The organism is Streptomyces sp. RLA131, from assembly GCF_056270125.1.
On record NZ_JBWDOQ010000002.1, the window covers coordinates 8,240,641 to 8,265,526 of the forward strand.

General features: G+C 70.0%; 19 protein-coding genes and 1 pseudogene. 8 read left to right on the forward strand and 12 right to left on the reverse strand.

Features of this window, described 5'->3' with window-relative positions:
- Positions 1–44 precede the first annotated feature (44 nt).
- Together RWE79_RS38315 and RWE79_RS38320 are read right to left on the reverse strand one after the other, a co-directional pair.
- Positions 45–302, reverse strand: a complete 258-nt coding sequence (locus RWE79_RS38315; RefSeq protein ID WP_475945249.1) for a hypothetical protein — start codon at positions 300–302, stop codon at positions 45–47.
- A 505-nt stretch (positions 303–807) separates the two neighbouring features.
- On the reverse strand, positions 808–1,401 hold the full coding sequence (locus tag RWE79_RS38320; RefSeq protein ID WP_475945251.1) for an isochorismatase family protein: 594 nt from the start codon (positions 1,399–1,401) through the stop codon (positions 808–810).
- Positions 1,402–1,635: 234 nt separating this feature from the next.
- Between RWE79_RS38320 and RWE79_RS38325 the strand changes: the two genes are divergently transcribed.
- The 4 genes from RWE79_RS38325 (at position 1,636) to RWE79_RS38340 (ending at position 10,724) form a co-directional block, all read left to right on the forward strand.
- Complete coding sequence (locus RWE79_RS38325) at positions 1,636–2,310, forward strand: HalD/BesD family halogenase (RefSeq protein ID WP_475945253.1); 675 nt, start codon at positions 1,636–1,638, stop codon at positions 2,308–2,310.
- Positions 2,311–3,081: 771 nt separating this feature from the next.
- Entirely contained in the window at positions 3,082–6,072 is a 2,991-nt protein-coding gene (locus RWE79_RS38330) for a helix-turn-helix transcriptional regulator (RefSeq protein WP_475945255.1), read from the forward strand.
- 108 nt (positions 6,073–6,180) lie between these two features.
- Positions 6,181–6,405 (forward strand): hypothetical protein, encoded by a 225-nt coding sequence (locus RWE79_RS38335; RefSeq protein WP_475945257.1) that lies wholly within the window; start codon positions 6,181–6,183, stop codon positions 6,403–6,405.
- A 44-nt stretch (positions 6,406–6,449) separates the two neighbouring features.
- Complete coding sequence (locus RWE79_RS38340; RefSeq protein WP_475945259.1) at positions 6,450–10,724, forward strand: carboxypeptidase regulatory-like domain-containing protein; 4,275 nt, start codon at positions 6,450–6,452, stop codon at positions 10,722–10,724.
- Positions 10,725–11,071: 347 nt separating this feature from the next.
- Here the strand turns inward: RWE79_RS38340 and RWE79_RS38345 are convergent, their stop codons facing one another.
- The 7 genes from RWE79_RS38345 to RWE79_RS38375 all read right to left on the reverse strand — a co-directional run bounded on the left by RWE79_RS38345 (position 11,072) and on the right by RWE79_RS38375 (position 17,617).
- Positions 11,072–11,467 carry a lasso peptide biosynthesis B2 protein gene (locus RWE79_RS38345; RefSeq protein WP_475945261.1) on the reverse strand — a complete coding sequence of 132 codons (396 nt, stop codon included), beginning with the start codon at positions 11,465–11,467 and terminating at the stop codon, positions 11,072–11,074.
- Positions 11,464–11,721 carry a lasso peptide biosynthesis PqqD family chaperone gene (locus RWE79_RS38350; protein ID WP_475945263.1) on the reverse strand — a complete coding sequence of 86 codons (258 nt, stop codon included), beginning with the start codon at positions 11,719–11,721 and terminating at the stop codon, positions 11,464–11,466. Before RWE79_RS38350 ends, RWE79_RS38345 begins: the two co-directional genes overlap by 4 nt.
- Positions 11,721–13,544, reverse strand: a complete 1,824-nt coding sequence (locus tag RWE79_RS38355; RefSeq protein WP_475945265.1) for an asparagine synthase-related protein — start codon at positions 13,542–13,544, stop codon at positions 11,721–11,723. The genes RWE79_RS38350 and RWE79_RS38355 overlap by 1 nt, the downstream gene beginning before the upstream one ends.
- Positions 13,545–13,554: 10 nt before the next feature.
- Positions 13,555–13,668, reverse strand: a complete 114-nt coding sequence (locus tag RWE79_RS38360; protein WP_475945267.1) for a lasso RiPP family leader peptide-containing protein — start codon at positions 13,666–13,668, stop codon at positions 13,555–13,557.
- 427 nt (positions 13,669–14,095) lie between these two features.
- Complete coding sequence (locus RWE79_RS38365; RefSeq protein WP_475945269.1) at positions 14,096–14,935, reverse strand: enoyl-CoA hydratase/isomerase family protein; 840 nt, start codon at positions 14,933–14,935, stop codon at positions 14,096–14,098.
- Between the two features lie 294 nt (positions 14,936–15,229).
- The gene (locus RWE79_RS38370) at positions 15,230–15,838 is read right to left on the reverse strand and encodes a DJ-1/PfpI family protein (protein ID WP_475945271.1); all 609 of its coding nucleotides are present in this window, start codon (positions 15,836–15,838) and stop codon (positions 15,230–15,232) included.
- Between the two features lie 603 nt (positions 15,839–16,441).
- On the reverse strand, positions 16,442–17,617 hold the full coding sequence (locus RWE79_RS38375) for a PP2C family protein-serine/threonine phosphatase (protein ID WP_475945273.1): 1,176 nt from the start codon (positions 17,615–17,617) through the stop codon (positions 16,442–16,444).
- A 141-nt stretch (positions 17,618–17,758) separates the two neighbouring features.
- Between RWE79_RS38375 and RWE79_RS38380 the strand changes: the two are divergent.
- Positions 17,759–18,650: pseudogene (locus RWE79_RS38380) on the forward strand (IS5 family transposase).
- 265 nt (positions 18,651–18,915) lie between these two features.
- Positions 18,916–20,133, forward strand: a complete 1,218-nt coding sequence (locus RWE79_RS38385; RefSeq protein WP_475946387.1) for an IS110 family RNA-guided transposase — start codon at positions 18,916–18,918, stop codon at positions 20,131–20,133.
- Positions 20,134–20,341: 208 nt separating this feature from the next.
- On the opposite strand, the gene RWE79_RS38390 is transcribed toward RWE79_RS38385, so the two are convergent.
- The gene (locus tag RWE79_RS38390; protein ID WP_475946389.1) at positions 20,342–21,583 is read right to left on the reverse strand and encodes a glycosyltransferase; all 1,242 of its coding nucleotides are present in this window, start codon (positions 21,581–21,583) and stop codon (positions 20,342–20,344) included.
- Positions 21,584–21,768: 185 nt separating this feature from the next.
- Positions 21,769–22,593, reverse strand: a complete 825-nt coding sequence (locus tag RWE79_RS38395) for an HARBI1 family protein (protein ID WP_475945274.1) — start codon at positions 22,591–22,593, stop codon at positions 21,769–21,771.
- 264 nt (positions 22,594–22,857) lie between these two features.
- On the opposite strand from RWE79_RS38395, the gene RWE79_RS38400 reads away from it, so the two are divergent.
- On the forward strand, positions 22,858–23,262 hold the full coding sequence (locus tag RWE79_RS38400; protein ID WP_327187446.1) for a VOC family protein: 405 nt from the start codon (positions 22,858–22,860) through the stop codon (positions 23,260–23,262).
- A gap of 20 nt (positions 23,263–23,282) precedes the next feature.
- Here RWE79_RS38400 and RWE79_RS38405 read toward each other — a convergent pair.
- A protein-coding gene (locus tag RWE79_RS38405) for an IS5 family transposase (RefSeq protein ID WP_475945277.1) occupies positions 23,283–24,157 on the reverse strand; the annotation gives its coding sequence in 2 pieces (ribosomal slippage) (positions 23,283–23,791 and positions 23,791–24,157; 876 coding nt in all).
- 68 nt (positions 24,158–24,225) lie between these two features.
- Between RWE79_RS38405 and RWE79_RS38410 the strand changes: the two genes are divergently transcribed.
- Positions 24,226–24,621: a VOC family protein gene (locus tag RWE79_RS38410; protein WP_475945279.1), complete on the forward strand. Its 396-nt coding sequence runs from the start codon at positions 24,226–24,228 to the stop codon at positions 24,619–24,621.
- Positions 24,622–24,886: the final 265 nt, after the last annotated feature.

The window sequence follows — 24,886 nt, forward strand, 5'->3', positions numbered from 1 at the left end:
TCAGCCGGCTTCGGCTCCGCTCCCGGCTACCGCCGTCACCGCCGTCACCGCATCCCCCGGCACACGCCTCTCGGTACCCGGCAGCCGCCGGTGGCATGCCAGCCCACCACACACAGCAGTGCCCGGATCCGCTTCCCCCCGGCCGCCAGGAAGTCCCGCACGGTCTGGACCAGTTCCGGCGGGTGCCCCCGGCCTGCTGCCGCGAGAGCCTTGTCGGCAAGGAAGTCGTCAAGCACCGCGTCGACCTGGCTCTGAACCGCGCATAGATCGATTGCTTGCGCGTCGACCACACCCGAAGTCACGTAGTCACCCCTCCAAGGCGGTCGGAGTCCAGCCCCCAGCGGATGGAGAAGGAGGCTGTTCGGGATGGCTGCGTCCTGCGGCAGGGGCGTGAGGACAACCGAGGGCCGGTGGTTGGTCGCGTCACCCATGTGGTCAGCATGATCCGTCCAACGATCGAGACCGCCTAAGAACACGCGCGGCGCACTTGCTTGCCGACTCGGCGTCACCTCTGAGACCGCCGAGCCCCAAGCGCCGCGCCGCCAGCGGCGGTGGGGGCTCGGCAGCAGGGTTCGGTCAAGGCCCGTTCGGCGGGGTGGATGTGGCGGCCCCCTTCCGACAGCGGCTGTGTCCGGGCCGTGGGGGCCCGCCGCAACGCCCATGCCTGTTGCCGGCCGCGGGGGGCCGGCAACAGGCACCAGGCACGGGCCTTCGGGGTTCCGCGGTAACTGGGGGCTTGTGCCCGGACCAGCCGTGGCCGGCCCGGGCACCGTCACGGTCTGAAGGGCGTTCGACCTGCCGGCGGGCCTAACTCGGCACCGGTGCCTGACCGGACGTCTTGATGCCTGCCTGGCGGAAGTCGTCCAGGGTGGAGGCAACGGTGTCGGGGGCGACGCCGACCGAGTAGTCCAGGCGTACCCGGGTGCTGAACCCCGCCGCGGCGGCGTCCAGTGCGGTGGCGCGCACGCAGTGGTCGGTCGCGATGCCCACCACGTCGACATCCCTCACCCCACGGGCGCGCAGCCAGTCCGCGAGGGAGGTCCCTTCGGCGTCCGCGCCTTCGAAGCCGCTCTTGGAGGCGCTGTGAGCGCCCTTGAAGAAGACGGCGTGGACCTTGCCGCCGGCGACGGTGGGGGCGAAGTTCGGGTGGAACTCGCCGCCTTCGTCTCCCGCCACACAGTGGACGGGGAAGCTGTCCTTGAAGTCCGGGTCCGAGGAGAAGTGGCTTCCCGGGTCAATGTGGTGGTCCCGGGTGGCCACGACGTACTGGTAGTCACCACCCGCGCTCTGTTCCACCAGCTCGGCGATCGCGGTGGCGATCTGCGCGCCTCCCACGACGGGAATGCTGCCTCCTTCGCAGAAGTCCTTCTGCACATCCACGACGATCAAGCCTCGGCTCATCACGAACACCCCTCGGTACGACGGAACGACCCCCGCGTTCTACCGGTCTCCTTGCATCCGCCGGAGTCATAGCGGGCTGCGCTCACCCGCATGGCCGAGGACATTCACCGCAGGAACGATTCGCGCCGCCCGAGGCGATTTCTACCTCAGGGTGGCGACGGGACGGCTCGCAGCACGCTGGACGGCTGCCGGCCTGATCTTGCGTTTCCCCCTGCCGGCCCGAGGGGTAGGGCTGTGCCCGTGCTGACCCTGCCCTCACACCCGGCATCGCTGCGCCCTCGCTTCGCCGAGACCGGATACCTGCCGCTGCCCGGCCTGTTGACCCAGCCGGGACTGCAGTCGCTGCGGCAGGAGGTCGGCCGACTGGAGGCGTCGGCGACCCGCCGGGACCTCAGCATGGAGTGCATGGACGACAGCCCGCGCCACATGACCACCCTGGGCGGCCACCACATCGCCCGGGAATCACCACTCATCAGCGCCCTGTACCGCGACACCGGACTGCTGGCGCTCCTGACCGCCCTGCACGGCACGGACGTGCGGCCCGTGGAGGAGCCGGTGGAGCGGCATGTGCTGAACATCCTCCACAACCCCGGCGACACCCACGGCGCCCACACCGACGACTACCCCCCGGCCCTGGTCCTCTTCGTCGAAGCACCACCCCAGGCCGCCGACGGCGGACTCCTCGAGTTCAACCCCGGCCACCGAAGCCTCGCCGCCCTGGACAAGCCCGGGACCCGGCAGGCCCACCATCACGCGGGGGACGCCTACCTGCTGCGCAGCGACCTGACCGCCCACCGCGTCACCCCCCTCAACCACCCCGGCGCCCGCCGCACCGTCCTGAACTTCGCCTACACCACCCACGGCCACCACTCACCGGCCACCGACTCCGCCCGGCGGCTGTATGCCTGACCGCCACACCGTTCGCACTGTCGGCGAGAGACCCGTCGGCCCCACCTCGGCCTTACGCGGCCCAAGGGGCGAAGCGGACCAGAGGATGTCCCCGACCAGGAAGACCGCCGCCCGGCTGTCTGCCGCCAGGACGCTCCGGACACCGGGACCGCCCTGTGGTGCGACGACGCGGCCCTGCGTGAACTGCTCATCAAGGTAGACAATCCCTACCTTCGGCACGGTTGCGCTCCTGTGCCTGCTCACCGACCACAGCGACCGTCCCGAGTTCACCCACGACGAGCGCTACCGCCACGACCTCCGCACGCTGCTCAAGTCCTATGTCGTGGATCTGCCCGCCACCACGGATGAGATCACCGCTCTCGCCCACACGCAGGACCGGACACCAGCCGCCGCGGCCGCCATGTTCGTGCCTCGATACCGTACTCGCGCCGTTTCGCACGGTGAGACCATCTTCGAGCCTCAGGCTGAAGACCGCCTCTGCCGGCGCCTCGCCGCCCCCCTGGACCCCTCCGAGGCCTGACGGCGCCACCCCGGTACACCCCGCACGGACCTACCCTTCATGCGGAGAAGCCGGTCTCCCCATGCGGCCACGAGCCTCGTTTGGCGATCCGTCAAGAATTGACGTGACATCAGAAACGTTCGTGGCAACCGTAGTCGGCGTACCCGGGCGCGGTCAGTGCGGCGATCATGGCATGCTGCGGTGTCGAGGCCCGCACGGTCAGCGGGCGCTCGGGTCGCACAGACTCTGGGCGGAGTGGGGAAGGCGGTCGGATGGAGCGCTCTGCGGAGGACCGCCTCCCGCGCGTGCTGCCCAGCGTCAGCGCTCCGCGTTTCGTCGGCCGAGCGGACGAACTGCACCGGCTGACGGACGCCTTGGCCCGGCCGCCGGCCACGGTTCTCATCGAGGGCGAGGCCGGTATCGGCAAGAGCCGGCTCGTTCAGGAGGCGCTGGACGAGCCCGGTGTCGCCGCCCGGCGGCCGCTGGCCGCCGTATGCCCGCCGTTCCGGGAGGCGCTCACGCTGGGCCCGGTCGTCGATGCCGCCCGCGATGCCCAGCCCGATGTGGCGGAGCTGGCACTCACCCCCCTCGCCGGGGTGCTGCGGCCCCTGTTCCCGGAGTGGGGGCAGCACCTGCCGCCGGCCCCCGAGGCGCTGTCGGACGCGGGTGCTGCCCGGCACCGGCTCTTCCGCGCACTGGCCGAACTGCTGGACGCCATGGGAGTCGGTGTACTGGTCCTGGAGGATGTCCACTGGGCCGACGAAGCCACCCTGGACTTCCTGCTGTTCCTCGCCTCCCGCCGTTCCCGCCGGATGAGTCTGGTGCTGACCTACCGTCCCGAGGAGGTGGCACCGGACTCCGTTTTGATGCGGCTGACCTCCCGGCCCCCGGCCGGTACCGGGTACGTACGGATCAGTCTTGGCGCGCTGGACGTGCCGCAGACCGCCGAGTTGATGTCGTCGATGCTGGACGGGGAACACGTCTCCGAGACTTTCGCGTCGTTCCTCCAGAAACGGACCGACGGTGTGCCGCTGGCGATCGAGGAATCGGTCCGGCTGCTGCGCGACCGGGCCGATCTGGTCCGGCGCGACGGCGAGTGGGTGCGCAGGACGCTGGCCGACATCGCTGTCCCGCCCACCATCCGGGACGCCGTCGCCGAGCGCGCCTCGCGCCTCACTCCGGATGCGCAACGCGTACTGCAGGCTGCTTCCGTGCTGGCCGAACCGGTCGGCCCGGCCATCCTCGCGACGGTGAGCGGGCTCCCGGACAACGTTGCCGGGAGCGCCGTGGACGCCGCCGTACGCAGTGGACTGCTCGGCGAGGACCGGGCCGGCCGGGTCAGTTTCCGGCACGCGCTGGCGGCCCGTGCGGTCTACGACATGACGCCCGCGCCCGACCGCCGGGCCCTGCACCGGGGAGCGGGCCGCTCACTGCGGGCCTTGACGCCTCAGCCGGTGGCCCGGCTCGCCCACCACTACCGGGAGGCGGGGGACACCGGGCAGTGGCGCGAGTACGCGGAACTGACCGCCGACCTCGCGCTGGCCTCCGGGGACCACCGCACCGCCGTCGGACTGCTGCACGAGTTGCTCACCGGGAGCGGTCCGCCCGCCGCCTCGGTGGCCCGGTGGGCACAGAAGATGCCGGTCCTGGCCTTCGCCGGGCTCGTTGCCCGCGGTGACCTGATCCGCGCGCTGCGCAGGGTGCTGGATGGGGAGGCACTCGCACCGCACGACCGCGCGGCCGTCCGTATCCAACTGGGGAGGATGCTGCTGCAGGTGGCCGAGTACGCGGCCGGTGCGGCGGAACTGGAGAGGGCGCTGCCGGATCTGGCCGACGAACCGTTCCAGGCTGCCTGGGCGATGACCACACTCGGCAGCCCGCCGAGCACCCTGATGTCCGCCGGGGAGCACCGCCGTTGGCTGGACCGGGCGGCCGACGCGGCCCGGCTGCCGATGGCGGCTGACCAGCGGCTGGCTCTCGTGGTGGACCGGGCAACCGCCCTGCTGGACATGGGCGACGAGGCCGGCTGGGCCGTGGCCGCGGAGCTGCCCGACACCGCGACGACGCCCGCAGGAATGATGCAGCTGACCCGCAGCGGACTCAACATCGGGAACGCGGCCATGCGTTGGGGCCGCTACGACGAGGCCAGAGCGCTGCTGACGACCGGGCTGGCCAGGGCCGAGGAACACCGGCACCTACGGCTGCACGACATGATCCTGGTGACGCTGGTGCACCTGGACTGGTTCACCGGCGCCTGGGACGGACTGGCCGAGCGGGCCGCGGCCCTGGCAGCGGTGGACGAGGAACCCCTGCTCCAGCTGGACGCCCTGCTGGTCACGGCCCTGCTGGACGGGGCGGTCGGAGGCGGAGTGGATCCGGGCCCCGCGGCGGCGGCCGAAGACGGGGCCGGGGCCGTCGAGGAGCGGCTGCGCCAGGTGCTCGACGCGGGGCTGCGGCGCGGCATCGTGGATCTGCCGCTGGAGCCCTCGGCAGCCCTGGCGCGGATCCGGCTCGCCGAGGGGTCGGCCGCCGAGGCGCTGGAGCTGACGGAAGGGCCGGCCGACGTCGTGGCCCGCAAGAACATCTGGCTGTGGGCCACCGAGTTCGCACCGGTGCGAACCGGCGCGCTGCTCGCGGTCGAACGGCCGGACCAGGCAAGGAAGTTCGTCGCGGACCTGGCCGAAGGGCTCAGTGGCAGGAACCTGCCGGCAGCGGACGCGGCCCTGGAGACGTGTCGCGGAGTGCTGGCAGAGGGAGAGGGCCGCAGCGTCGAGGCTGCCGCCGCGTTCGGCCGGGCCGTCACCGCCTGGAAGCGCCTGCCCCGGCCGTACGATGCACTGCTCGCGGCCGAACGCCGGGCCGGCTGCCTGCTGGCAGCGGGGAACACGGAGACCGGACTGGCCGAACTCGCCCGCGCGCAGGCCGGGTTCATGGCTCTGGGAGCCCGGAAGGACGCCGCCCGGGTACACGTCGCGCGCCGTGCAGCCGGGGCGCCGGTACGAGAGTGGCGCGGTGGGCGGCGCGGCTACGGCGACCAACTGTCCCCGCGCGAGCTGGAAGTGGTCCGGCTGATGCTCACCGGCCTGACCAACCCGGCCATCGCACGGGCACTTTCCCGTTCCCCGAAGACCATTGCCGCGCAACTGAACTCCGCGATGCGCAAATACGGAGTGACCTCGCGTACCGCACTGGCGGTCAGCCTGACACAGGCCGGAATCACCCCGTCGGAAGGCCATGTCACCGGCGCGGGACCCGATCTTTAGGTCATCCGCCCCATCGCGAGGACCCGCGGCGACCCTCGATACTCAGTGCGCGCAGGCTCCGTAAGCCGGTCCGCACCTGGGCATGACCGAAGGACGTCCACCCACCGGATGAGCAGCACACCCCCCGAACCGAACTCCGGCGCACCGAGGGCCCGTACGGACGGCGCCGGCAGTCCCCCCGGTGCCGTCACCGGACCGCAGCACACCGACGTGCCGCCCGCCGGAGAGCGACACCCCGAACCGACGCCCGCCGCACCGGGCGTACCTGCCGACGACACGACCGCAGGCCCTGCCTGCGGGGACGACCCGTACAGCGGTTACGAACCCCTCTGATCCCGGCCCGATCGGGTCCTGAACGTGACGAAAAGGGTGCCTCCTTGCTGTCCTCAAGACGTGCGCGCGTACGCGCGCCGCTCTCCCTTCTCATAGCCGGCTGTCTCGGCGCCGGCGCTCTCGCCGCGGTACCACCGGCCACCGCCTCCGCGGCCACCCCCACTTCCTCGGCTTCCTCATCCGACGCCGACTCCTCCAGGGCCTCCGACCTGCTCAACGCCTTGCCGCAGGACAACGTCCCGCAGGACAACGTCCCGCAGAACTACGTCCCGGCCGGCTGCAACAACCCGAGCCTCGAGGACGGCGTGGCCCAGTGCTTCGCCGATGTGCGCACCGGCTCCGACCACCTCGTCAAGCCGCAGGCGACCGCGCCCCCGTCCACGGCGCTGGGCCCCGCCGACATCCAGGCGGCCTACAGCCTTCCCGCCGGAGGCGAGGGCCGGACGGTGGCGATCGTCGACGCTTACGGCAACTCGCACGCCGAGGACGACCTGGCCGCGTACCGCGAGCACTACGGGCTGCCCGAGTGCACCACCGCCAACGGCTGCTTCCGCAAGGTCGATCAGAACGGTGGCACGGACTACCCCGCCGACGACGCGGGCTGGGCGCTGGAGACCGCGCTCGACCTCGACGCCGTCTCCGCCGCCTGTCCGGCGTGCAACATCCTTCTCGTGCAGGGTGATTCGGCGAGTCTGGACGACCTGGGCACCGCGGTCGACACCGCCGTACGCCTGGGCGCCAAGTACGTCTCCAACTCCTACGGTCTGCCCAGCGAGACCGCCTCCCAGACCGCGTACGACCACCACTACGACCATCCCGGTGTGGCCGTGGTCGCGTCCACCGGCGACACCGGCCATGTCCAGAACTGGCCCGCCACCAACCCCAATGTGGTGGCCGCCGGCGGCACCCGGCTGACCCGCGCCGAGGACACCGGGCGCGGCTGGACGGAGTCCGCCTGGACCTCCGGTGGATCGGGCTGCTCGCTGTACGAGGCCCAGCCCGCCTATCAGCGGGGGCTCACCACCGGCTGCGACACCCGGGCGACGGCTGACATCTCCGCGGTCGCCGACCCCGCGACCGGCCTGGCCGTGTACGACACGGTGGGCAAGGACGGCTGGTTGCAGGTCGGCGGCACCAGCCTCTCCGCACCGCTGATCACGGCGATGTACGCGCTGGCGGGCACCCCCGTCGAGGGCACCTACCCGGTGACCTACCCGTACATCAACGCCTCCGGGCTGACCGATGTCACGACAGGTTCCAACGACGACTGCGGCACGGTGGAGTGCACTGCCGGCGCCGGCTGGGACGGCCCGACCGGTCTCGGCACCCCGGTCGGCGTGTCCGCGCTGGCCTTCGGCGCCCATGGAACGCTGTCCGGACGGGTCACCGACAGCGAGTCCGGCGCCCCGCTCGCCGGTGCGGCGCTGGCCATCTCCGAAGAGACGACAGGCGGCCGGGAGTACCGCGTCACCACCGACGCCGATGGCGCGTACGACCTCCCCGTCGCGGTGGGCGACTACCGGATCAGCGCAACCGACTTCGGCTACCAGGAGAACACCCGCTCCGGAGTGGGTGTCGCCGAGAACGACAGCACCACCGCCGACCTGACCCTGGTGAAACTGCCCACCCGCACGGTGTCCGGCACGGTGAAGGACGGCAGCGGGCACGGCTGGCCCCTGTACTCGAAGATCACCATCGACGGCTATCCCAACGGCGCCCTCTACACCGACCCCTACACCGGCAAGTACAGCGTGGAGCTTCCGGAAAAGGCCACCTATGACGTGCATGTGGCACCGGTCTACCCCGGCTACCTGAGCACGGACCTGAGTGTCCCGGTGGGCACGGCCGACGTGCGTACCGACGTGGCCCCGGACGTGGACCTGGCGTCCTGCGTCGCACCCGGCCACGCCTATCCGGCCGAGACCGGCTTCGAGGGCTGGACCGGCACCACGCCGGAGCACGGCTGGACCGTCGTCAATCACGGGACGGACGGCGCCGGCTGGGACTTCGCCGATAAATCGGTGTGGAACTTCACGGGCGGAACCGGGAACTGGGCCTCCGCGTCCCCCTACACCCGGGGCGGTGTCCCGGAGGACACCGAACTCGTCTCACCCACCTTCAGCCTGGCAGGCCAGACCTCACCCGTCCTCGGCTTCGACGCCGCCTACGCCCCCAGCAAGGACTCGGTGGCCAACGTCGACCTCAGCCTCGATTCGGGCGCGACGTGGACCACGGTGTGGCACCAGGACACGGCCGAGTACCTGGGCCACGCCAAGGTTTCCCTGACCCAGGCGGCAAACGCGAAGCACGTGAAGGTGCGCTTCCACTACTCCGGCAGCGGCCTGTCGCTCTGGCAGCTCGACACCGTCACCGTCGGCTCCTGCGCCGCCGTGAGCGGAGGCATCGTCGCCGGAAAGGTCGTCGACGGCAACACCGGCGGCACCATCACGCCCGCCACCATCACCGACACCGCCGACAGCTACGCGACGGCGACCACCGTGGCGACCCCCGACGACCTGGCATTGGCCGACGGCTACTACTGGCTGTTCAGCGCCCCCGCCGGACGCCACACCTACACGACGGCCTCCGCCCGCTACACCACCTCGACCGGCACCCTCACCACACGGCCCGACAAGGTCAACCGGTTCGACCGCACGCTCAAGGCGGGCCGCCTGGCGGTGAGTTCGGGCAGCCTCTCCGTCAGCGAGACGCTGGGCGGATCAAGCAGCAAGAAGGTCACCTTCACCAACAAGGGGCAGGCGCCGCTGCACGTCAACCTCGGTGAGCAGAGCACCGGTTACACCTCACCGGCCGGCACCTCCACGACCACGTCGGACTCCTCGGCAGGCACACCGACGCTGCGCGTCAAGGGCAACTACTCACCCGGACCGATGAGTTCCACCTCCTCGGCCCCGAAGACCCCGTCGACCGACCCGCCCGCCACGGCAGCGGCATCGGCATCCACAGGGCCCTGGACCGGCATCGCCGACTACCCCGAGCCCGTCACGGACAACGCGGTGGGCACCTACCAGGGCAAGGTCTACTCCGTCGCCGGAGTCTCCGGAATCTTCAACGGGCATTACCTCACCCACAGTTATGTGCACGACCCGTCCACCGACGCCTGGACACCCATCGCCGACCTCCCCGAGACCCTGGAGTCACCCGGCGGGGCGTTCATCGACGGGACCATGTACGTCGCCGGCGGCTGGGCCGGGGACCATGCCGGCGCCTCGCTCTACGCGTACCACCCCACCACCGACACCTGGACCCGCCTCTCCGATCTGCCCCAGGCGGTCGGCATGCCCAATGTGACCGTCCTCGACGGCAGCCTCTATGTCATCGGAGGCTGCACCGGATCCGGCTGCACGGCCATGGTCAGCACCGTCTACCGCTACACCCCGGCCACCGACACCTGGACCCGCCTCTCCGACTACCCGTTCCCCATGGAACGTGCGGCCTGCGCCGGCATCAGCGGTGAACTGGTCTGCGCCGGGGGCCTCTCGGGCAGCGTCGCCAGCGGACAGACCTACCGCTACAGCCCCTCCGCCGACACCTGGACCCGTGCGGCCGACATGCCCAGCACGCGCTGGGGCGCCACCGCCAGCGGGAACGACGGCAAACTCCAGGCCGTCGGCGGCATCGCCGGACAGGACTCGGTCAACACCGTCGTCGAATACGACCCGGTGTCCAACACCTGGTCCAGCCTGCCCAACTCCGGCTCCGCCGTCTTCCGAGCCGGCGGCGGCTGCGGGATCTACCGCGTCGGGGGCATGACCTCGCTCTCTGACACCGCCACCTCGGCCGAGGTCCTGCCCGGGCACGACCAGTGCGACGGCGACGACGTCAGCTGGCTGTCGGCGGACAAGACCTCCTTCGACCTCGCCCCCGGCCGCTCCACCACGGTCACCGTCCGCGCGGATGCCTCCGCCGTCGCCACGGCAGGCACCTACACCGCGCGGCTCACCTACAGCACCGACGCCCCCTACGCCGGAGCATCGGTCAAGGTCAGCCTCAAGGTCACGATCCCGCGGACCTGGGGCCATCTCTCCGGAACGATCACCGACAAGCGCACAGGAGCGCCGCTCGCCGGAGCCACTGTCCTGATCTGCCCGGTGGCGCACGCCGGAACGACCGGCTGTGACCGCCTCGCCCACACCGTACGCACCGACTCCGACGGCCACTACGACCTCTGGCTGGACGCCCGCCCGAGCCCGCTGCGGATCACGGCCTCGGACGCCGGCCACCGCCCGGCGTCCAAGGAGGTGACCCTGCTGCCGGGCCGTGCCACGACGGCCGATCTGTCGCTGACCGCGACCTGACCCCGCCGCCACTCGCTCACGTCGCGCTCACCCGGACGCTCTGTCCGGGTGGGCGCGGCTTTTCCTTCTCCCCCTGTGCACACCCCGAGACGGGTATCCCTCGCTGGCGGGGGAGTGCCGGCCAAGCGGCGTTCTTCCCTGCCGGTCCGGTACGCGCGCATGTCGATGGTGCGGCTTTTCGGTATCCGACCCACCGGCGGTAGCTGCTGGACCGAGCAGGCGGACGCCCTCTTGGAACCGTGGCCTGACCCAACCCGGTGAACCCGTTTCCTGAACGGCAGACGCTCCGCGAACCGCAGCCCGGCGGCGTGCCGGCCCGCACCGGCCTGCCGGCGCCCTCTCAGCAACTATCGCGCGGCTGGCGGGACGGTGATCAGCGGGTGGAAGTGGGCTACCTCCGGGGGCTCGTCAATGGCACGGCCCTCGGCCTCTATCCAGGCGTGGGCGCGGAACGGCGCCATCCGCACGCCGGTCCGCCAGGTCGGCCAGTTTCCGCCGGCCCGGCACAACAGGGCAGCGGCAATGGAGCGTTGGAGGCAACCCTGCCCCGCGCAGCGGACGCTGAGGGCGACCACGGTCTGGCGGGCGGCCAGGGCCTGCGCGGCGGTAGCGGGCCGGGCGCCACCGCGCAGGCGGAGCATCAGGCTGCGGATACGGGCCGGCGGAAGCCTCTCGATCAGCCGGGCGGCCCCGATGGCGGCTAACGCGGCCGGGCGGTGGTGCCAAGGCGTGGCCGGGTTCATTCGCTGATCAGCCCCGCCCCGCGCAGGGACGTGTACAGCGCGTCGACGTCGGCGCGGGCCCGGGCGGCGCCGACCGGGAAGCGGCCTGCCAGGGCGGCGGCGGTCTGCTCGGCCGTCTGCCCGTCCAGCAGCCACTGCAGGATGAGCACTCCGGTGCGGTTGAGCTGCCAGTATCGGCCGGTGACTTCGTCGAGCAGGACACCGCCGACCTCGCTTGTGGTCATGGTGACGTCCGTGCGCAGTTTCGCTGCCATTACAGGCCTCCGGGGTCGGGTGGGGCGCTGGCGGTCCGGGTGCGCAGCCAGTGTTCGCAGGCCAAGGTCGCGTCCAGGGCGGCATAGGGGATGCCCGGCGGGTACAGGCCGAGACAGGCTTGGCGCAGCGCCGCGGGGTCGATCAGGCCGGCGTGTGCCAGCGCGCTGCTGTCAATGAGTTCGGTGAGCTCGCGGCGGTGGCGGGCCAGCCCCTGGTGGGCGTCCGGGCTGAAGTCCCCCTTGTCCGGTCGGTGCAGGAGCTTGTCGGGCACGGTGCCGGCCATCGCGCGGATCAGCAGGCCCTTGTAGGCGCTCGGGTCGCCGCGCATGGTGAGGTCGGCGGCGAGGCAGGCCTCGATGACTTGGTCGTCGAGGAACGGTGCGGTGTAGGGCGTGCCCACGTCGGCTGTGGCCTCAACGGCCAGGCGCATCGCGCCGGCGCTGTGCCGGACCATGTGCAGCACCTGGTGCTGGGCGTGTTCGGGTGCCAGTGGCTCGGCGTCCACCGCCGCCGCGTGCAGCTGTTCCCGCACGGCCTGGGCGGCCTCGGCGGTGGCCCACGGCGGCAGGCGCGGAGGCAGACCCCAGCCCAGCATGGTCGTCCCGTGCGGTGGCCGACCACGATCGGTCTGGCCGGCGGCTTCGGTGAGCCAGGTCTGGTACGGGCGCCGGTCGGCCAAGGCTCCCAGCGCGCTGCTGAGGCTCCAGCGGAACCGGGCACGGTGACGGCGCAGCTGCTGCCAGGCCAGCAGCGGCTGCCGCGGGGCAGTGCGGCGCAGGTATCCGGGCAGCACTTGGAGGATCTCATCGCCACCCTCACCGCTGATCCTCACCGACGCGCCGCGGGCAGCCAGCTCACCGGCCACGAACTCGTCCCTGGCCCGGGTCCTGGTCCAGGCGTAGGGCTCGTCGCCGGGTCGGCCCGGGTGCTCCATGCCGGCGAACATGGCGGGAAGCCGGTCCGCGTCGAGGAGCAGCCGCGCGCCGGGCAGCATCTCGGCCGCGAGGGTGGCCCAGTGCGTGTCGCTATGGTGCGGGTCCACCGAGCCCAGCGTCACGGTGAGCAGCTTGTTCGGCCCGCGCGCGGCCAAGAAGCACAGAGGGGTGGAGTCCAGACCGCCGGACAGGTCGCAGGCGACGAGGCCGCCGCGGCGGGTACGGGCCGCGACCGCGCCCTCCAGAGCCAGGCCCAGCGCCTCGGCCGCCTCGGCTGGTGGTCGCACCGGCGCCGGGGGCAGCCATCTGCGCCGGGTCCGGGCGGGCCGGTCACGGGGCAGAAGGAGACAGTGGTCGGGGGGAACGGCTTGCACGCCAGGCCACAGCGGGACGTCCTGCAGCGGATGCGGAAGCGGGTGCAGCAGCCTCAGGGCCAGCCGCTCCGTCGCGATCGACCGTCCGGTCAGGCGGGCGAGGACGTCCGCGCGGTCGGCGGCGACCGCGACACCGTCCACCACAGTGTGGTAGAGGCGGCGCAGCCCGGAGACCGTTCCATGGGCCCGGACCGTGCCCTGTGCGCTGACCAGGACGTGACAACTGCCTGCGAGGTGCGCGGCGAGCGACTCGACAGCGGCCGCATCGCGCATCCCTTCGGCGTGGCGGTGCAGTGCCGCTACATCGATGCCCGCGTAGCCGAGAACGGCCAGGGCGACCGATCCGGCCGTCGTGGCGACCAGGTCCTCCTTCGGCCACTCGCCGATGAGCCATGGTCGCCCTGAGGGGTGGTGCAGGATCCGGGCGGTGCCCGGATCCTGCACCGCGGCCACAATGGAGGCGGCTTCGACGTCCGGCAGGACCACGAACCAGTTCCTCGGCTGGCCGCTCATCCTCGGCCCCTCAGATGAGGAAGAAGCCGTGGGTGTCGAACACGTCGCCGATCAGGAAGCCGCGGGTCAGCTCCGCGAAGTCGCCCAGCTCGATCAGCATCGGCGGCTCGTAGACATCACTCATGGCATTGCCCCTCTCACTTGTTGGTGTCGGGAGTTCGCCGGCCGGCGAACTCCCACTCAACACGCCCTGTCCCGGGCCAGCCACCCCTCCCAGAGAGAACGTCTCAAAGTAATCAGGCGGCTACCGGGCGCAGTTGGGGTCGCGTCGCGCGCCGAGGGCAACCACCGCAAAGCCTCGTGCCTAGTGGAGAGCCGGGTGCGGTGCCAAGCCGCTTGACCGGTCCGGGAAGCGTGACGGACCGGTCGAAAGGCCGAAATCGAGCCCCGGACCGACCTCACCGGCCGCCTGCACGGCACCGCAGTGTTGATGGACCGATCGACCGGTTGATGAGCAAGACGGGCAAGTAGGGGTTCGCAGCCCTCGCCACCACGCAGCGGCCTTGCTGTCGACCCCCGCGACCAGGCGCACACGAAGACCCTCCAGTGAGTCAGTCGACGGCCTTCAAGCGGCCCAGGGCGTCTCCGAGGCCGAGTTCGGTGGCACCACGGGTCTGGAAGCCCTGCTCGAACAGCTCAGCCGTGCGCAGCTGTACCCCCTCACCTCGGACGAGTTGCTGGAACAGGGCGGCGTCTGCGCGTACTTCGGCAGGAGTCGGCAGGCTGATGGCGTTGATTGCCGACTTGGCCGCGATCAGCGCATCACGTGGGAATCCGCTCATGCGCGCGGCGATGCCTGCCACGAACTCGTCCAGTTCGGCGTCCGGGACCGCACGATTGACCCATCCATAGCGTTCGGCGAGGTCGGCGTCGAAGTCCGACGACGTCAGCACGGCTTCGAGTGCACGGCCCCGGCCCAGCAGACGGGTGAGGTGCTGGATCGCTCCCGCGCCGGGGGGTGTTCCGATTCCCACTTCGGGCTGGCTCAGGATGGCGTTCTCACGGGAGGCGAAGCGCATGTCGCAGGCGAGGAGGAACTCACTGCCCGCTCCCCGGGCACGGCCGCGGAGTTTGGCGATGGTGACTGCCGGGAGCTGGCTCAGCTTGCGAAACAGCATTCCGAGGGAGGCATCGCCGGGGCCTCCGGCCTTCGCGGCCTCAGCGGTGTATTCGGCGACTTTCGTCATGTCGACGTGTGGGAAGAAGAAGTCGGCGTCCGCACTGTCGAAGATCACCACGCGAGGGGCGGTCGGGTGTGCCACTTCTTCGAGCAGTGCGACCAGGTCCCGCACGACCTCGGGACCGATGAGGTTCATCGGCGGCGCGTTGAACGTGGCGGACAGGACGTTGCCATCCAGCCTGGTCCTGATGGTTTCGTACGAGGGGGTCATCTCGGTGTTCCCGTCATTGCGCAGCCCGTCTCTCCGTGTCCGCGTGCGGGGTGACGTCGTGGGACTCGGCGGTGCGACAACACGGAACGAGCATGGTGACTCGGCCCGAAGCTCGTCGCGCCAGGCCAGATCGCGCGGGGCTCGGCGGTGAGCTTCGGGCCCGGTTTTGCCATGCTATGCCGCCCCTCACCAGTGGGCTCCCTGAAGTGATCCAGCCTCGCTCCACGGCCAGCTGTGCGGTGGTTTCAGTTTGAGACGACGAAGCGGCAGCGCGGAGGGATGATCCGCCGGGCGTCAGCGCAGGGCGGCCTCGCCCGCGTGGACGGCGCGCATGGAGCGCTCGACAGTCTCGTGGTTCTCGCCGACCGGAGCCACGTAGTCGAGGACACCGCGCGCCGCGTTCTCCCCGAGCGTCCGGGTGATCACCCACGTGGCGAGGTACTGCGACGCCAGGCAACCGCCCGCCGTGGCGATGTTCCCCTCGGCGTGGAACGGCGCGTCCAGCACGGTGACGCCGGAGGCTTCGACGAAGGGCCGGCTCTTCATGTCCGTGCAGGCGGGCATGGTGTCCAGCAGCCCGAGCCGGGCGAGCACCAGCGCGCCGGAGCACTGCGCACCGATCAGCTGCCGCGAAGGGTCCAGCGGCAGCTTGGAGATCAGCAGGTCGTCGGCGACCACCTCTCGCGCCTTCACCCCGCTGCCGATCAGCACGACGTCGGCCCCGGTCACGAACTCCAGCGGGCGCTGTCCGGTCACCTCGACGCCGTTCATCGATGTGATCACCGGCGTGGGTGTCGTGATGAAGGCTTCCAGGCCGTCCTTTCGGCACCGGTTGATCAGCGCGGAGGCGATGAAGCTGTCGAGCTCGTTGAATCCGTCAAAGGTGACCACGGCTACCTGCATGGCATCTCCTCGAAGCGCAACACTGGAGAAGCAGTCTCTCAGGGCGCTGTGCCCAGGTCCCAGGCCAATTGGCAATCGGTGGCTCGGCCCTCCCCTGAAGCGGTGACCACCCGCCGCCCGCCGTGCCGGCCGAGGACCTCGCCGGCATCGCTCCCGGAGGCCTCGTACCGCTCCAGGCCCAGTCGATCACGCCCCTGCCTCCTCCACCTCCACGAACGCCTCACCGGATGAAACAGCCACATTGTGTGAACCCCTGCCGCCGGTAGCGAGCACGGGTGAGAACTCAGATGGCTACGGGCCGGTGACTGGGACGCGGCCCTCTTCGACCGTCCCGACAGGACCGTGGGGCCCCCTGGGGGCCGGCCGCCTCAAACGGATGCGTCGTTCCCGGCCCTGTCGTCGTCGGACACCGTGAGGCCGTGGGTTGCCGGACGTCCGTGATCGTCAGCTAGGACCTGTCCGGCCGATCATGTGACTACGGCTTGTCCGGCTCGTTGATGTGGACATGGGGCGAGGTGATCTGCCGGATGTGTGACTGAGCGCTTCACCTGGCGAGTGAGCGTTTGAGTTGGCGAGGCTGAGCATGTGAGTTGGCGCGCCCGCTCATTGGCTTGTTGCGGAGCCGTGGCGGAACCCGCCGCCATGGATGGTCCTCCCATGGCGGCGGCTCGGATGCGGAGCGGTCGGGCGGCGGATCGCGATCAGGGCAGCGTCGTCGTCGAGGCGTCCGCCGGCGTGGGCGAGGAGATCGCGCCGGATGTGATGCAGAAGCGTCTCGGGGCTGGCGTGGGACCACTGGGCTGCCCGTTCCGTGAACGGGTAGAACCCGCCTGCAGGGTCGCGAGCTTCGATGACGCCGTCGGTATACAGCAGGAGGGTGTCTCCGGGCTCGAAGGAGAACACATCGAGGGTGTAGTCCTCCGGTCCGGTGCGGCCGACCCCCAGCGGGGGCGCGGGGTGCACGAGAACGGTGGACGCTTCGCCCGGCTTGAGCAGTAGTGGCGGGAGGTGGCCGCAGCTGGTCAGCCGGGTGATGGGGTCCTCGTCGGGGATCTCCAGCAGCAAGGCGGTGGCGAAGCGTTCCCCGGCCTCGTCCTCTGGACCGAAGTCGGTCAGGTAGCGGGCGACGCTCTGTTCCAGCCCAGCGGCCAGCGTCGGCAGCGTGGTGTGCTGGTGGGCCGCCTCGCGAAAGGCGCCGAGCAGCACGGCGGCCTCGCCGATGGCGGGCAGGCCCTTGCCCCGCACGTCACCGATCAATACGCGGGTTCCGTGCTCGGTGCGGGTGGCCGCGTACAGGTCGCCGCCGATCTGAGCCTCGTCCTCGGCGGCCAGATACAGGCAGGCGATCTGCAGCGGCCCGATCCGGTCCGGCAGCGGCCACAGCAGGACATGCTGCGCGGCCTCGGCCACCGACCGCACCTGGGCCAATTGCCGACTGCGCCGCTCGCGCACCGCACTCAAGAACACGACCAAAACCGAGAGTACCGCGATGGTGACCAACTGCACCATGTGGTTCGTTGTGGCCAGCCCGCCGTGAAACACGCCAATGATCGCTTGGGCCGCGAAGGCCAGAAGTCCGATGAGGCCGGTCAGCCGGGGACCGGCGAACGATGCGGTGATCGCGGGCGCGATGACCAGCGCCGGTCCCAGATGGACGTCTGGGGGAGAGCGGATGTCCACCACAGTGATCACCAGGATGAGCACAACAGGGATCGCCAGCAGCGCATGGCTGGACTGCCATGGATGCCGCAGACGGGCAAAGCGCTGCTGGGCTGCCATGTCTCCACTCTGCACCCCCTCGGGGGTGGCTGCGAGCCCGGAGATCAAGACGGCATCTTCCGCCGACAAAATGCCCAGCCCCGCCAACTCAAGCGCTCACTCGCCTGAAGCGCTCAGTCACAGGATGCCGAGTGGGAACGGCTGCTGCCGTTCCTGCCGGTCAGTAACGGGCGTTGTGGCCGATGGAGGGATCACCGGCAGGTGATCAACGGAATCTTGCAAAGGGTGCGGACCGGAACGCAGTGGCGTGACCTGCCCGAGCGGTTCGGGCCGTGGAAGACGATCTATGAACGACACCGGCTGTGGTCGGGCGACGGCACCTGGGAACGGCTGCTCCAGCAGGTCCAGGCCGCGGCCGACGCGGCGGGTGAGATCGACTGGGACATCTCCGTGGACTCCACCATCGTCCGCGCGCATCAGCATGCGCCCGGCGCCCGCACCGATCCGCCTCCGGCACCCGCGTCAAAGGGGGCCGAAGAGCTGGAACACCAGGACGAGACGCCGTGGCAGAGGCTCGTCGCCCGCCTGGTGGAGGTGGTGCTGGAAATGAGGGCCTGGGCCGCTCGCGCGGCGGCTTCACCAGCAAGCTCCACCTGAGCGCGGACGGCCGCTGCCGCCCGCTGTCCCTGATCGTCACTCCAGGTCAGCGTGCAGACTGCACCCAGTTCATCGCCGTGCTGGAAAGAATCCGTGTCCCGAGATCCGGCCCGGGAAGGCCACGTATGAAGCCGGACAGTCTCGCGGCCGACAAGGCCTACAGCAACCGCCCCGTCCGCAAGTACCTGCGCCGGAGGGGCATCCGCCACACGATCCCGGAGAAGACCGACAGCCAAGCCGCCCGCCTGCGCAAGGGCTCACGCGGCGGACGGCCACCCGGTTTCGATGAGGCCGCTACAAGAAACGCAACACCGTCGAACGGGCGATCAACCGCGTGAAACAGTCCCGGGCGCTTGCCACGCGCTACGACAAACGCGGCTACGTCTTCCTCGGCACGGCCACTGTCGCCGCCATCGTCATCTGGCTGCGCACCTGAATACCGAAGAAGACCTACTCACCTAATAAGACCTACCGAGGCTCCATCCGGCAGACTCGGTGCCTGGTAGCCGCCAGCAGGTGAGCACTCCTTCTTCCCTGGACACCGAGTCCTGTTGACAGATCGTGCCCCTGCCGGCCGGCCAGGAGCGAAATCGCTGATGGGATGTCGTGCCCGCCCGGTTGCGGCGTGAGCACAGCCTCATTAGGTCGCTGATGGTTCTCCTGCGGGCTACTGCCGATCGAGGTCAATGACGGAGGACGAGTTGCTGTTCGTTGGGGATGGCTGGGCCCAGGACCACCACGACGTCGAGTTGATGGACGCCGCGGGCCGTCGGTTGTCCAAGGCTCGGCTGCCGGAGGGCGTGGCGGGAATTGAACGATTGCACTCGGTGATCGGTGCAGAACTCGGCGAAGACAGCAAGGCCGAGGTCGTGATCGGAATCGAGACCGATCGGGGCCCGTGGGTGCAGGCGCTGATCGCCGCCGGCTACACGGTGTACGCGGTCAATCCACTGCAGGCCTCCCGGTACCGGGAACGCCTGGCGGTATCGGGGGCCAAGAGTGACGCGGCCGACGCACACATGCTCGCTGATATGGTGCGCACCGATTCCCACCAGCTCCGCCCGATCTCCGGGGACACCGCCGACGTCGAAGCGGTCAAGGTCGTGACGCGTGCCCATAAGACCCTGATCTGGGAACGCACCCGCACCACGCAGCGGCTGCGGCACGCCCTGCTCGACTACTTCCCCGCTGCCCTGCTGGCGTTCGACGACCTGGACGCCCCCGACACCCTGGAACTACTGGCCAAGGCACCTGATCCGGTGGCCGCGGCGAAGCTGACGACCACACAGATCAGTGCAGCCCTCAAGCGCGCCCGCCGACGCAACGTTCCCGACAAGACCTCCAAGATCCAAACCGTACCGCGCGCCAAACACCTGAGCCAGCCCCCAGCTGTGACTGCGGCCTACGCTGTCTCCGTACGCGCGCTCGTCGCGATGCTGGTCACTCTGAACGAGCAGGTCAACTTCCTGCACGGACAGGCCGAGACCTATTTTGGCCGGCACCCGGACGCTGAGATCATCCGCTCCCAGCCCGGACTGGGACCGATGCTCAGTGCCCGGGTACTCGCAGAATTCGGCGACGACCCTCACCGTTACGCCAGCGCCAAGGCCCGCAAGAACTACGCCGGCACCAGCCCGATCACCCGCGCCTCCGGCAGGAAGAAGGTCGTGACCGCCCGGTACGTCCGCAACGACCGGCTCATCGACGCCCTGATCGCCCAAGCCTTCTCCGCACTGCGGGTCTCCTCCGGCGCCAGGGCCTACTACGAGAAGCAACGCGCCCGCGGCATCGAATTCAACGCCGCCCTGCGCCAACTCGCCAACCGGCTCGTTGGCATCCTGCACGGCTGCCTGAAATCCGGCACACCGTACGACGAGGCGACAGCGTGGTCCCACCGAGCCCACGCACTCGCCGCTTGACACACCAGCTCATGAGTAGGGCCTTTCCTCGTGGATCGGTGGCCGTGTTGCGCTCCTAACAGAATGATCCTGGAGGCTGGTGCTGTTGCTCGCGGGTGCGTACGACGTCGGGCTGCCGCCGCGGAGTATGCCGGTCTCTTCGGACATACCGAGTCGGCGGTGCAGCCCGGCGCCGGGCACTGTTCCTGGCTCGACGATCCCGCGTGGTTCACGCGGACACTGGCGGCCTTTCTTGGCTGACGGCGTCGAGCAGCAGTTTCGCGGCCACCGTCGCCCCGTCGGTGCGGAACGTGTCGGCCACGGCGGTCGCTCGTGCGCGAGTCTCGGGGGTCAGGGCCGTCTTGAGCGCGGCCGACAGGGACTCGACGGTCGGAGTCGGACCGTCGTGTGCCGCGCCGATGCCCAGGTCAGCGACCCGGCTGGCGAAATATGGCTGGTCGCCCCCCTGGGGTACCACCACCTGAGGCGCGCCGGCCCAGGTGGCCGTCGTCGTGGTGCCCGCGCCGCCGTGGTGCACGACGGCGGCCGCCCGGCGGAACAGTGCCTGATGGTTGACCTCGCCGACGACGAAGCAGTCGTCCTGGTCGTCGATCAGGGCCAGGTCGGCCCAGCCGCGGGAGACGACTACGCGGCGGCTCTGCGCGCGGATCGCTTCGATGGCCACCCGGGCGATGTCCTCCGGATCGCGCATGGGAATGCTGCCGAAGCCCACGTACACCGGTGGTGTGCCGGCGTCCAGGAACGCCACCAACTCGGCGGGGAGCGGGCGTTCGTCCGGCAGAACCCACGCGCCGGTGTGCACCACGCTGAGGTCCGCCGGCTGCTGCCACGGGGCCAGGATCGGGTCCGTGGCCAGCCACGGGTGGTCGGTGAAGACATGGTCGCGGACGTTGTCCACCGGCGGCAGGTCAATCGACGCCCGGTGGGTGTTGATCGCCTCGCCGAACACCGCCTGCGCGTCCTGGGCGTCCCGCTCCCACAGCACTCGATTGTCGGTCACATCCGATGGGAGCGGCCGCCCCGGCCGCGGGATCGGCGGGTGGTGCGGCGACGGCAGGCTGACCGGCTGGTAACTCGTGTACACGTATCGGATGCCCAGTTTCTCGGCGACCGACTTCACGCCGGCCACGGCCGGCACGAGGCCGGACGCCACCAGCACATCACACCCCTCGGCTGCCACGGTGACCTTGTCATAAAACGCGGCGACCAACTCGGCCGCGCGCCGCGGCACGCCTGCCGCCGACGGCGGCGTCTTCCCGGTCACCAACTGGCGCACCGACTGGCCAGTCGGCACCATCTCCACACCGGCCCCGGCCAGCCGCTTCGCGAACTCCTCGTCCGGCGGCGCACACACCCGCACCTCCGCGCCGAGTTCCCGCAACCGCACCGCGAGTCCCACCAGCGGTTCGACGCCCCCGCGCGAGTCATACCCCGACAACAAAACACGCATTTCGTGACTCCCATTTCCGCAAGTTCTGGCCTCGGCCGACGATTCTGCGGCACGACCCGGGTCTTGCCGCAAGACCCCCGGTGCGCTATAAGTTGAGAGTGGAAAGGAGTGAATACTCCCCTTTCCCTCTATCGTCTGCAGTGAGCCCTTCTCGGTAACGTCTCGTGACGGTTCGTGATCTTCGTTCAGCTGGTGCGGCCGTGCTCCATCTGGAGCAGGACGAGGGCAGCGCGGGTGATCCGGGTGATCGCCTTGGGGTCGGGGCTGGCCCTGCGCAGAGCCTTGAAGGTCACCTTGAGCAGGGCGTTGGCGCGTTCGGCCACGCCGTGGACGCCGCGGATGACGGAGTTGAACGCCTTCGCGTCGTCGGTAAGTTCGCCGCCCTTGGGTTTTTTGACCGGGTGGCGGAGGCCGGCCCCGGCGTCCTGGTAGCCGAGGTCGGTCAGGGTAGGGATGTCCAGGGTGTCGGCGAGCCGAGTCAGGGCGGCGATCAGGCCGTGGGTACGGGCGCAGGTGGTGTCGTGCTCGCGGCCGGGCCGGACCGGCGAGACCCAGAGCGGCCAGCCGTCGGGTGCGGAAATGACCTGGACGTTGCCGCCGTGGTGCTTGTGCTTGCCCGACCACCACAGGTCGGCCTTGTTCGGGCCGGGGGCGGCGACGCGATCGGTACGGATGACGGTGCCGTCGAGGTTGAGGTGTGTAAAGCCGGCCGCGGTCGCGCGCTCCAGCGCGGTGGACAGGTCCGGGGCGTGGTCGGTGAGCACGGTCAGCCCTTCGTGGAGGTAGCGGTAGGCCGTCGGGACGGAGATCCGGTTGTCGCGGGCGAGTTGAGTCAGCCGGGTACCGTCCAGGAACCAGCGCAGGATCAACACGCTCTGTTTGAACGGCCCCAGGGCACGGGTGCCCTTGCGGGTCCCGAGACGCTCACGGTGTTCGAGTAGCAGCTTCGCGAGGGCCTCAGCAGTGGCCCGGCTGACATCGAGCACGCCGGTGTAGGTGACACTGGTCAACGCGTGAAGCCTCTCGGTACCCGGAACCTGTTCTTCGCAGACCTGTTCCTACCAGGGGCTTCTCGCGTATCTGATGCCGGGTCAAGCCCGTCTGATGTCCCTAGGGCGTGTATCGGAAGCACAGGTAACAGCGACTCGCTAATGGCTACAACCAGCGCGGTCGTGCCGTAGCCGGTGTGAGGTCATCCAACCGGTCCGGCACGGGAATTGTCCGGTCCAGGACGGGGTTGACGAGTCGGTACCCAAGATCTCCTAGGAGCCGACATGTCCGACGAACCCGCCGTCCGCGAACTCCGCTTAGTGGTCACGGCAGCCGACTACGATGCGGCGCTGCACTTTTACCGCGACGTCCTCGGCCTGAGTGAACGCGGCGCGTTCACCTCTCCCGACGGACGAGTCACCATCCTGGACGCCGGCCGAGCCACCTTGGAGCTGACCGACCCAAACCACGCTGCCTTCATCGACCAAGTCGAGGTCGGGCGGCGAGTAGCCGGCCACGTCCGGGTCGCCTTCCAGGTTGACGACTCCGTCGCCACCACATCGAAGCTGGCCGCAGCCGGAGCCCAGGTGGTCGCCGAACCGACGCGCACGCCGTGGAACTCCCTGAACTCCCGGCTTGAGGCACCGGGCGCTCTTCAGTTGACCCTCTTCACCGAACTCGACGATTAGTCGCTTTGTGACCGTGCTGGTCACAGCCACTCGTTGATGGCCGCAACCAGGACGGTCGCCTCGTAGCGGACCGCGAGCTTGTCGTACCGCGTGGCCACGGCCCGGTGTCTCTTGAGGCGGTTGATCCCGCACTCGACCGCGTGGCGCTCGCGGTAGTCGGTCTTGTCGAACTTCGGCGGCCGGCCGCCACGAAAGCCGAGCTTCTTGCGGTTGCGGGCTTGGTCGGCCTTGTCCGGGATGGTGCAGCGGATGCTGCGGCGGCGCAGGTAGGCGCGGTTCTTGCGGGAGGCGTACGCCTTGTCCGCGCGCACACGCTTGGGCCGGGTGCGGGGCCTGCCCGGCCCGATGCGGGGCACGCGGACCTTGTCCAGGACGGGCTCGAACTGTGGGGAGTCCCCGCGCTGCCCTGCCGTGATCACGATCGACATGGGCTTCTGTCCTTGCTCGACGGCCAGGTGGAGCTTGGTGGTCAGGCCGCCGCGCGAGCGTCCAAGGCCGTGGTCGTCCGGCTCGGCGGCAAGGCCGCCGGGCGGTTCCTTCTGCAGGTCCCCCTTTTTCTCGCCCCGGCGGCGTGCTGGTGGGCCCGGCAGACTGTGGAGTCGACGTTGATGTCCCAGGTGATCAGACCCTCGGCGTCGGCCCGAGTCTGCAGGGCGGTGAAGATCCACTGCCAGGTGCCGTCCCGCTGCCAGCGGCGGAACAGGTCATACACCCGCCCCCAGGGCCCGTACCGCTCTGGGACATCCCGCCATGGCGTCCCAGTCCGGGTCCGCCACCGTATGCCGTCGATCAGCTGCCGCCGGGGCCATGTCGGCGGCCGGCCCGGCTTCTTGCCCTTCGGCAGCAGCGGTTCCAGCACCGCCCACTGTGCATCCGTCAGATCTCCACGTGCCACGAACCAAGTCTCAGATCTGTCGGACGGGCGGCATACTCTGAGCCCTGTCCGCACTATCTGGGAGAGTCATGACAAGTAGGTTCACCGAGTTGACCGTTGACTGCCACGATCCGGAGAGGCTCGCGGCCTTTTGGTGCGAGGTCCTGGACTTCAAGGTGATCGACCGGAGCGAGGGCAAGGTCGAGATCGGCTCCTGGGTGCCGACCGTCGAGGATGTTCGGGCCCGCCAGATGCCGCCCACCCTGCAGTTCATCCAGGTGCCCGAGGGCAAGACCGTGAAGAACCGGCTTCACCTCGACGTCAGCCCGATCGACGGCAGCACCGAGGACGAGGTGACCAGATTGCTCGGCCTCGGCGCCACCAAGACGGATGTGGGCCAGGGCTCAGACCGAAACTGGGTGGTCATGGCGGACCCCGAGGGCAACGAGTTCTGCGTCCTGCGCACCCTGGCACCGCAGAACTAGGCCGCGAGCGGGCACCCGCACCCCGTCACACACCGCAACTATCATGTTGCCGAGATGACCTCAGTGGACGGACAACCTCCTCACGAAGCCGCGGCGCGCCGCGTACGCGGGCGGCACCGTCGGCCCAGGAGGACCTCCCATGCGCCGCACGCCGTCTCACTGACGCCTTCCGTGCCGGGGAGACCGTGCTCCGCACGGCAGCGGAGCGGCTCAGCCAGACAACCTTGGCCGAGGTCGGCGCCCTCCACGAAAGACCACGCTCGGC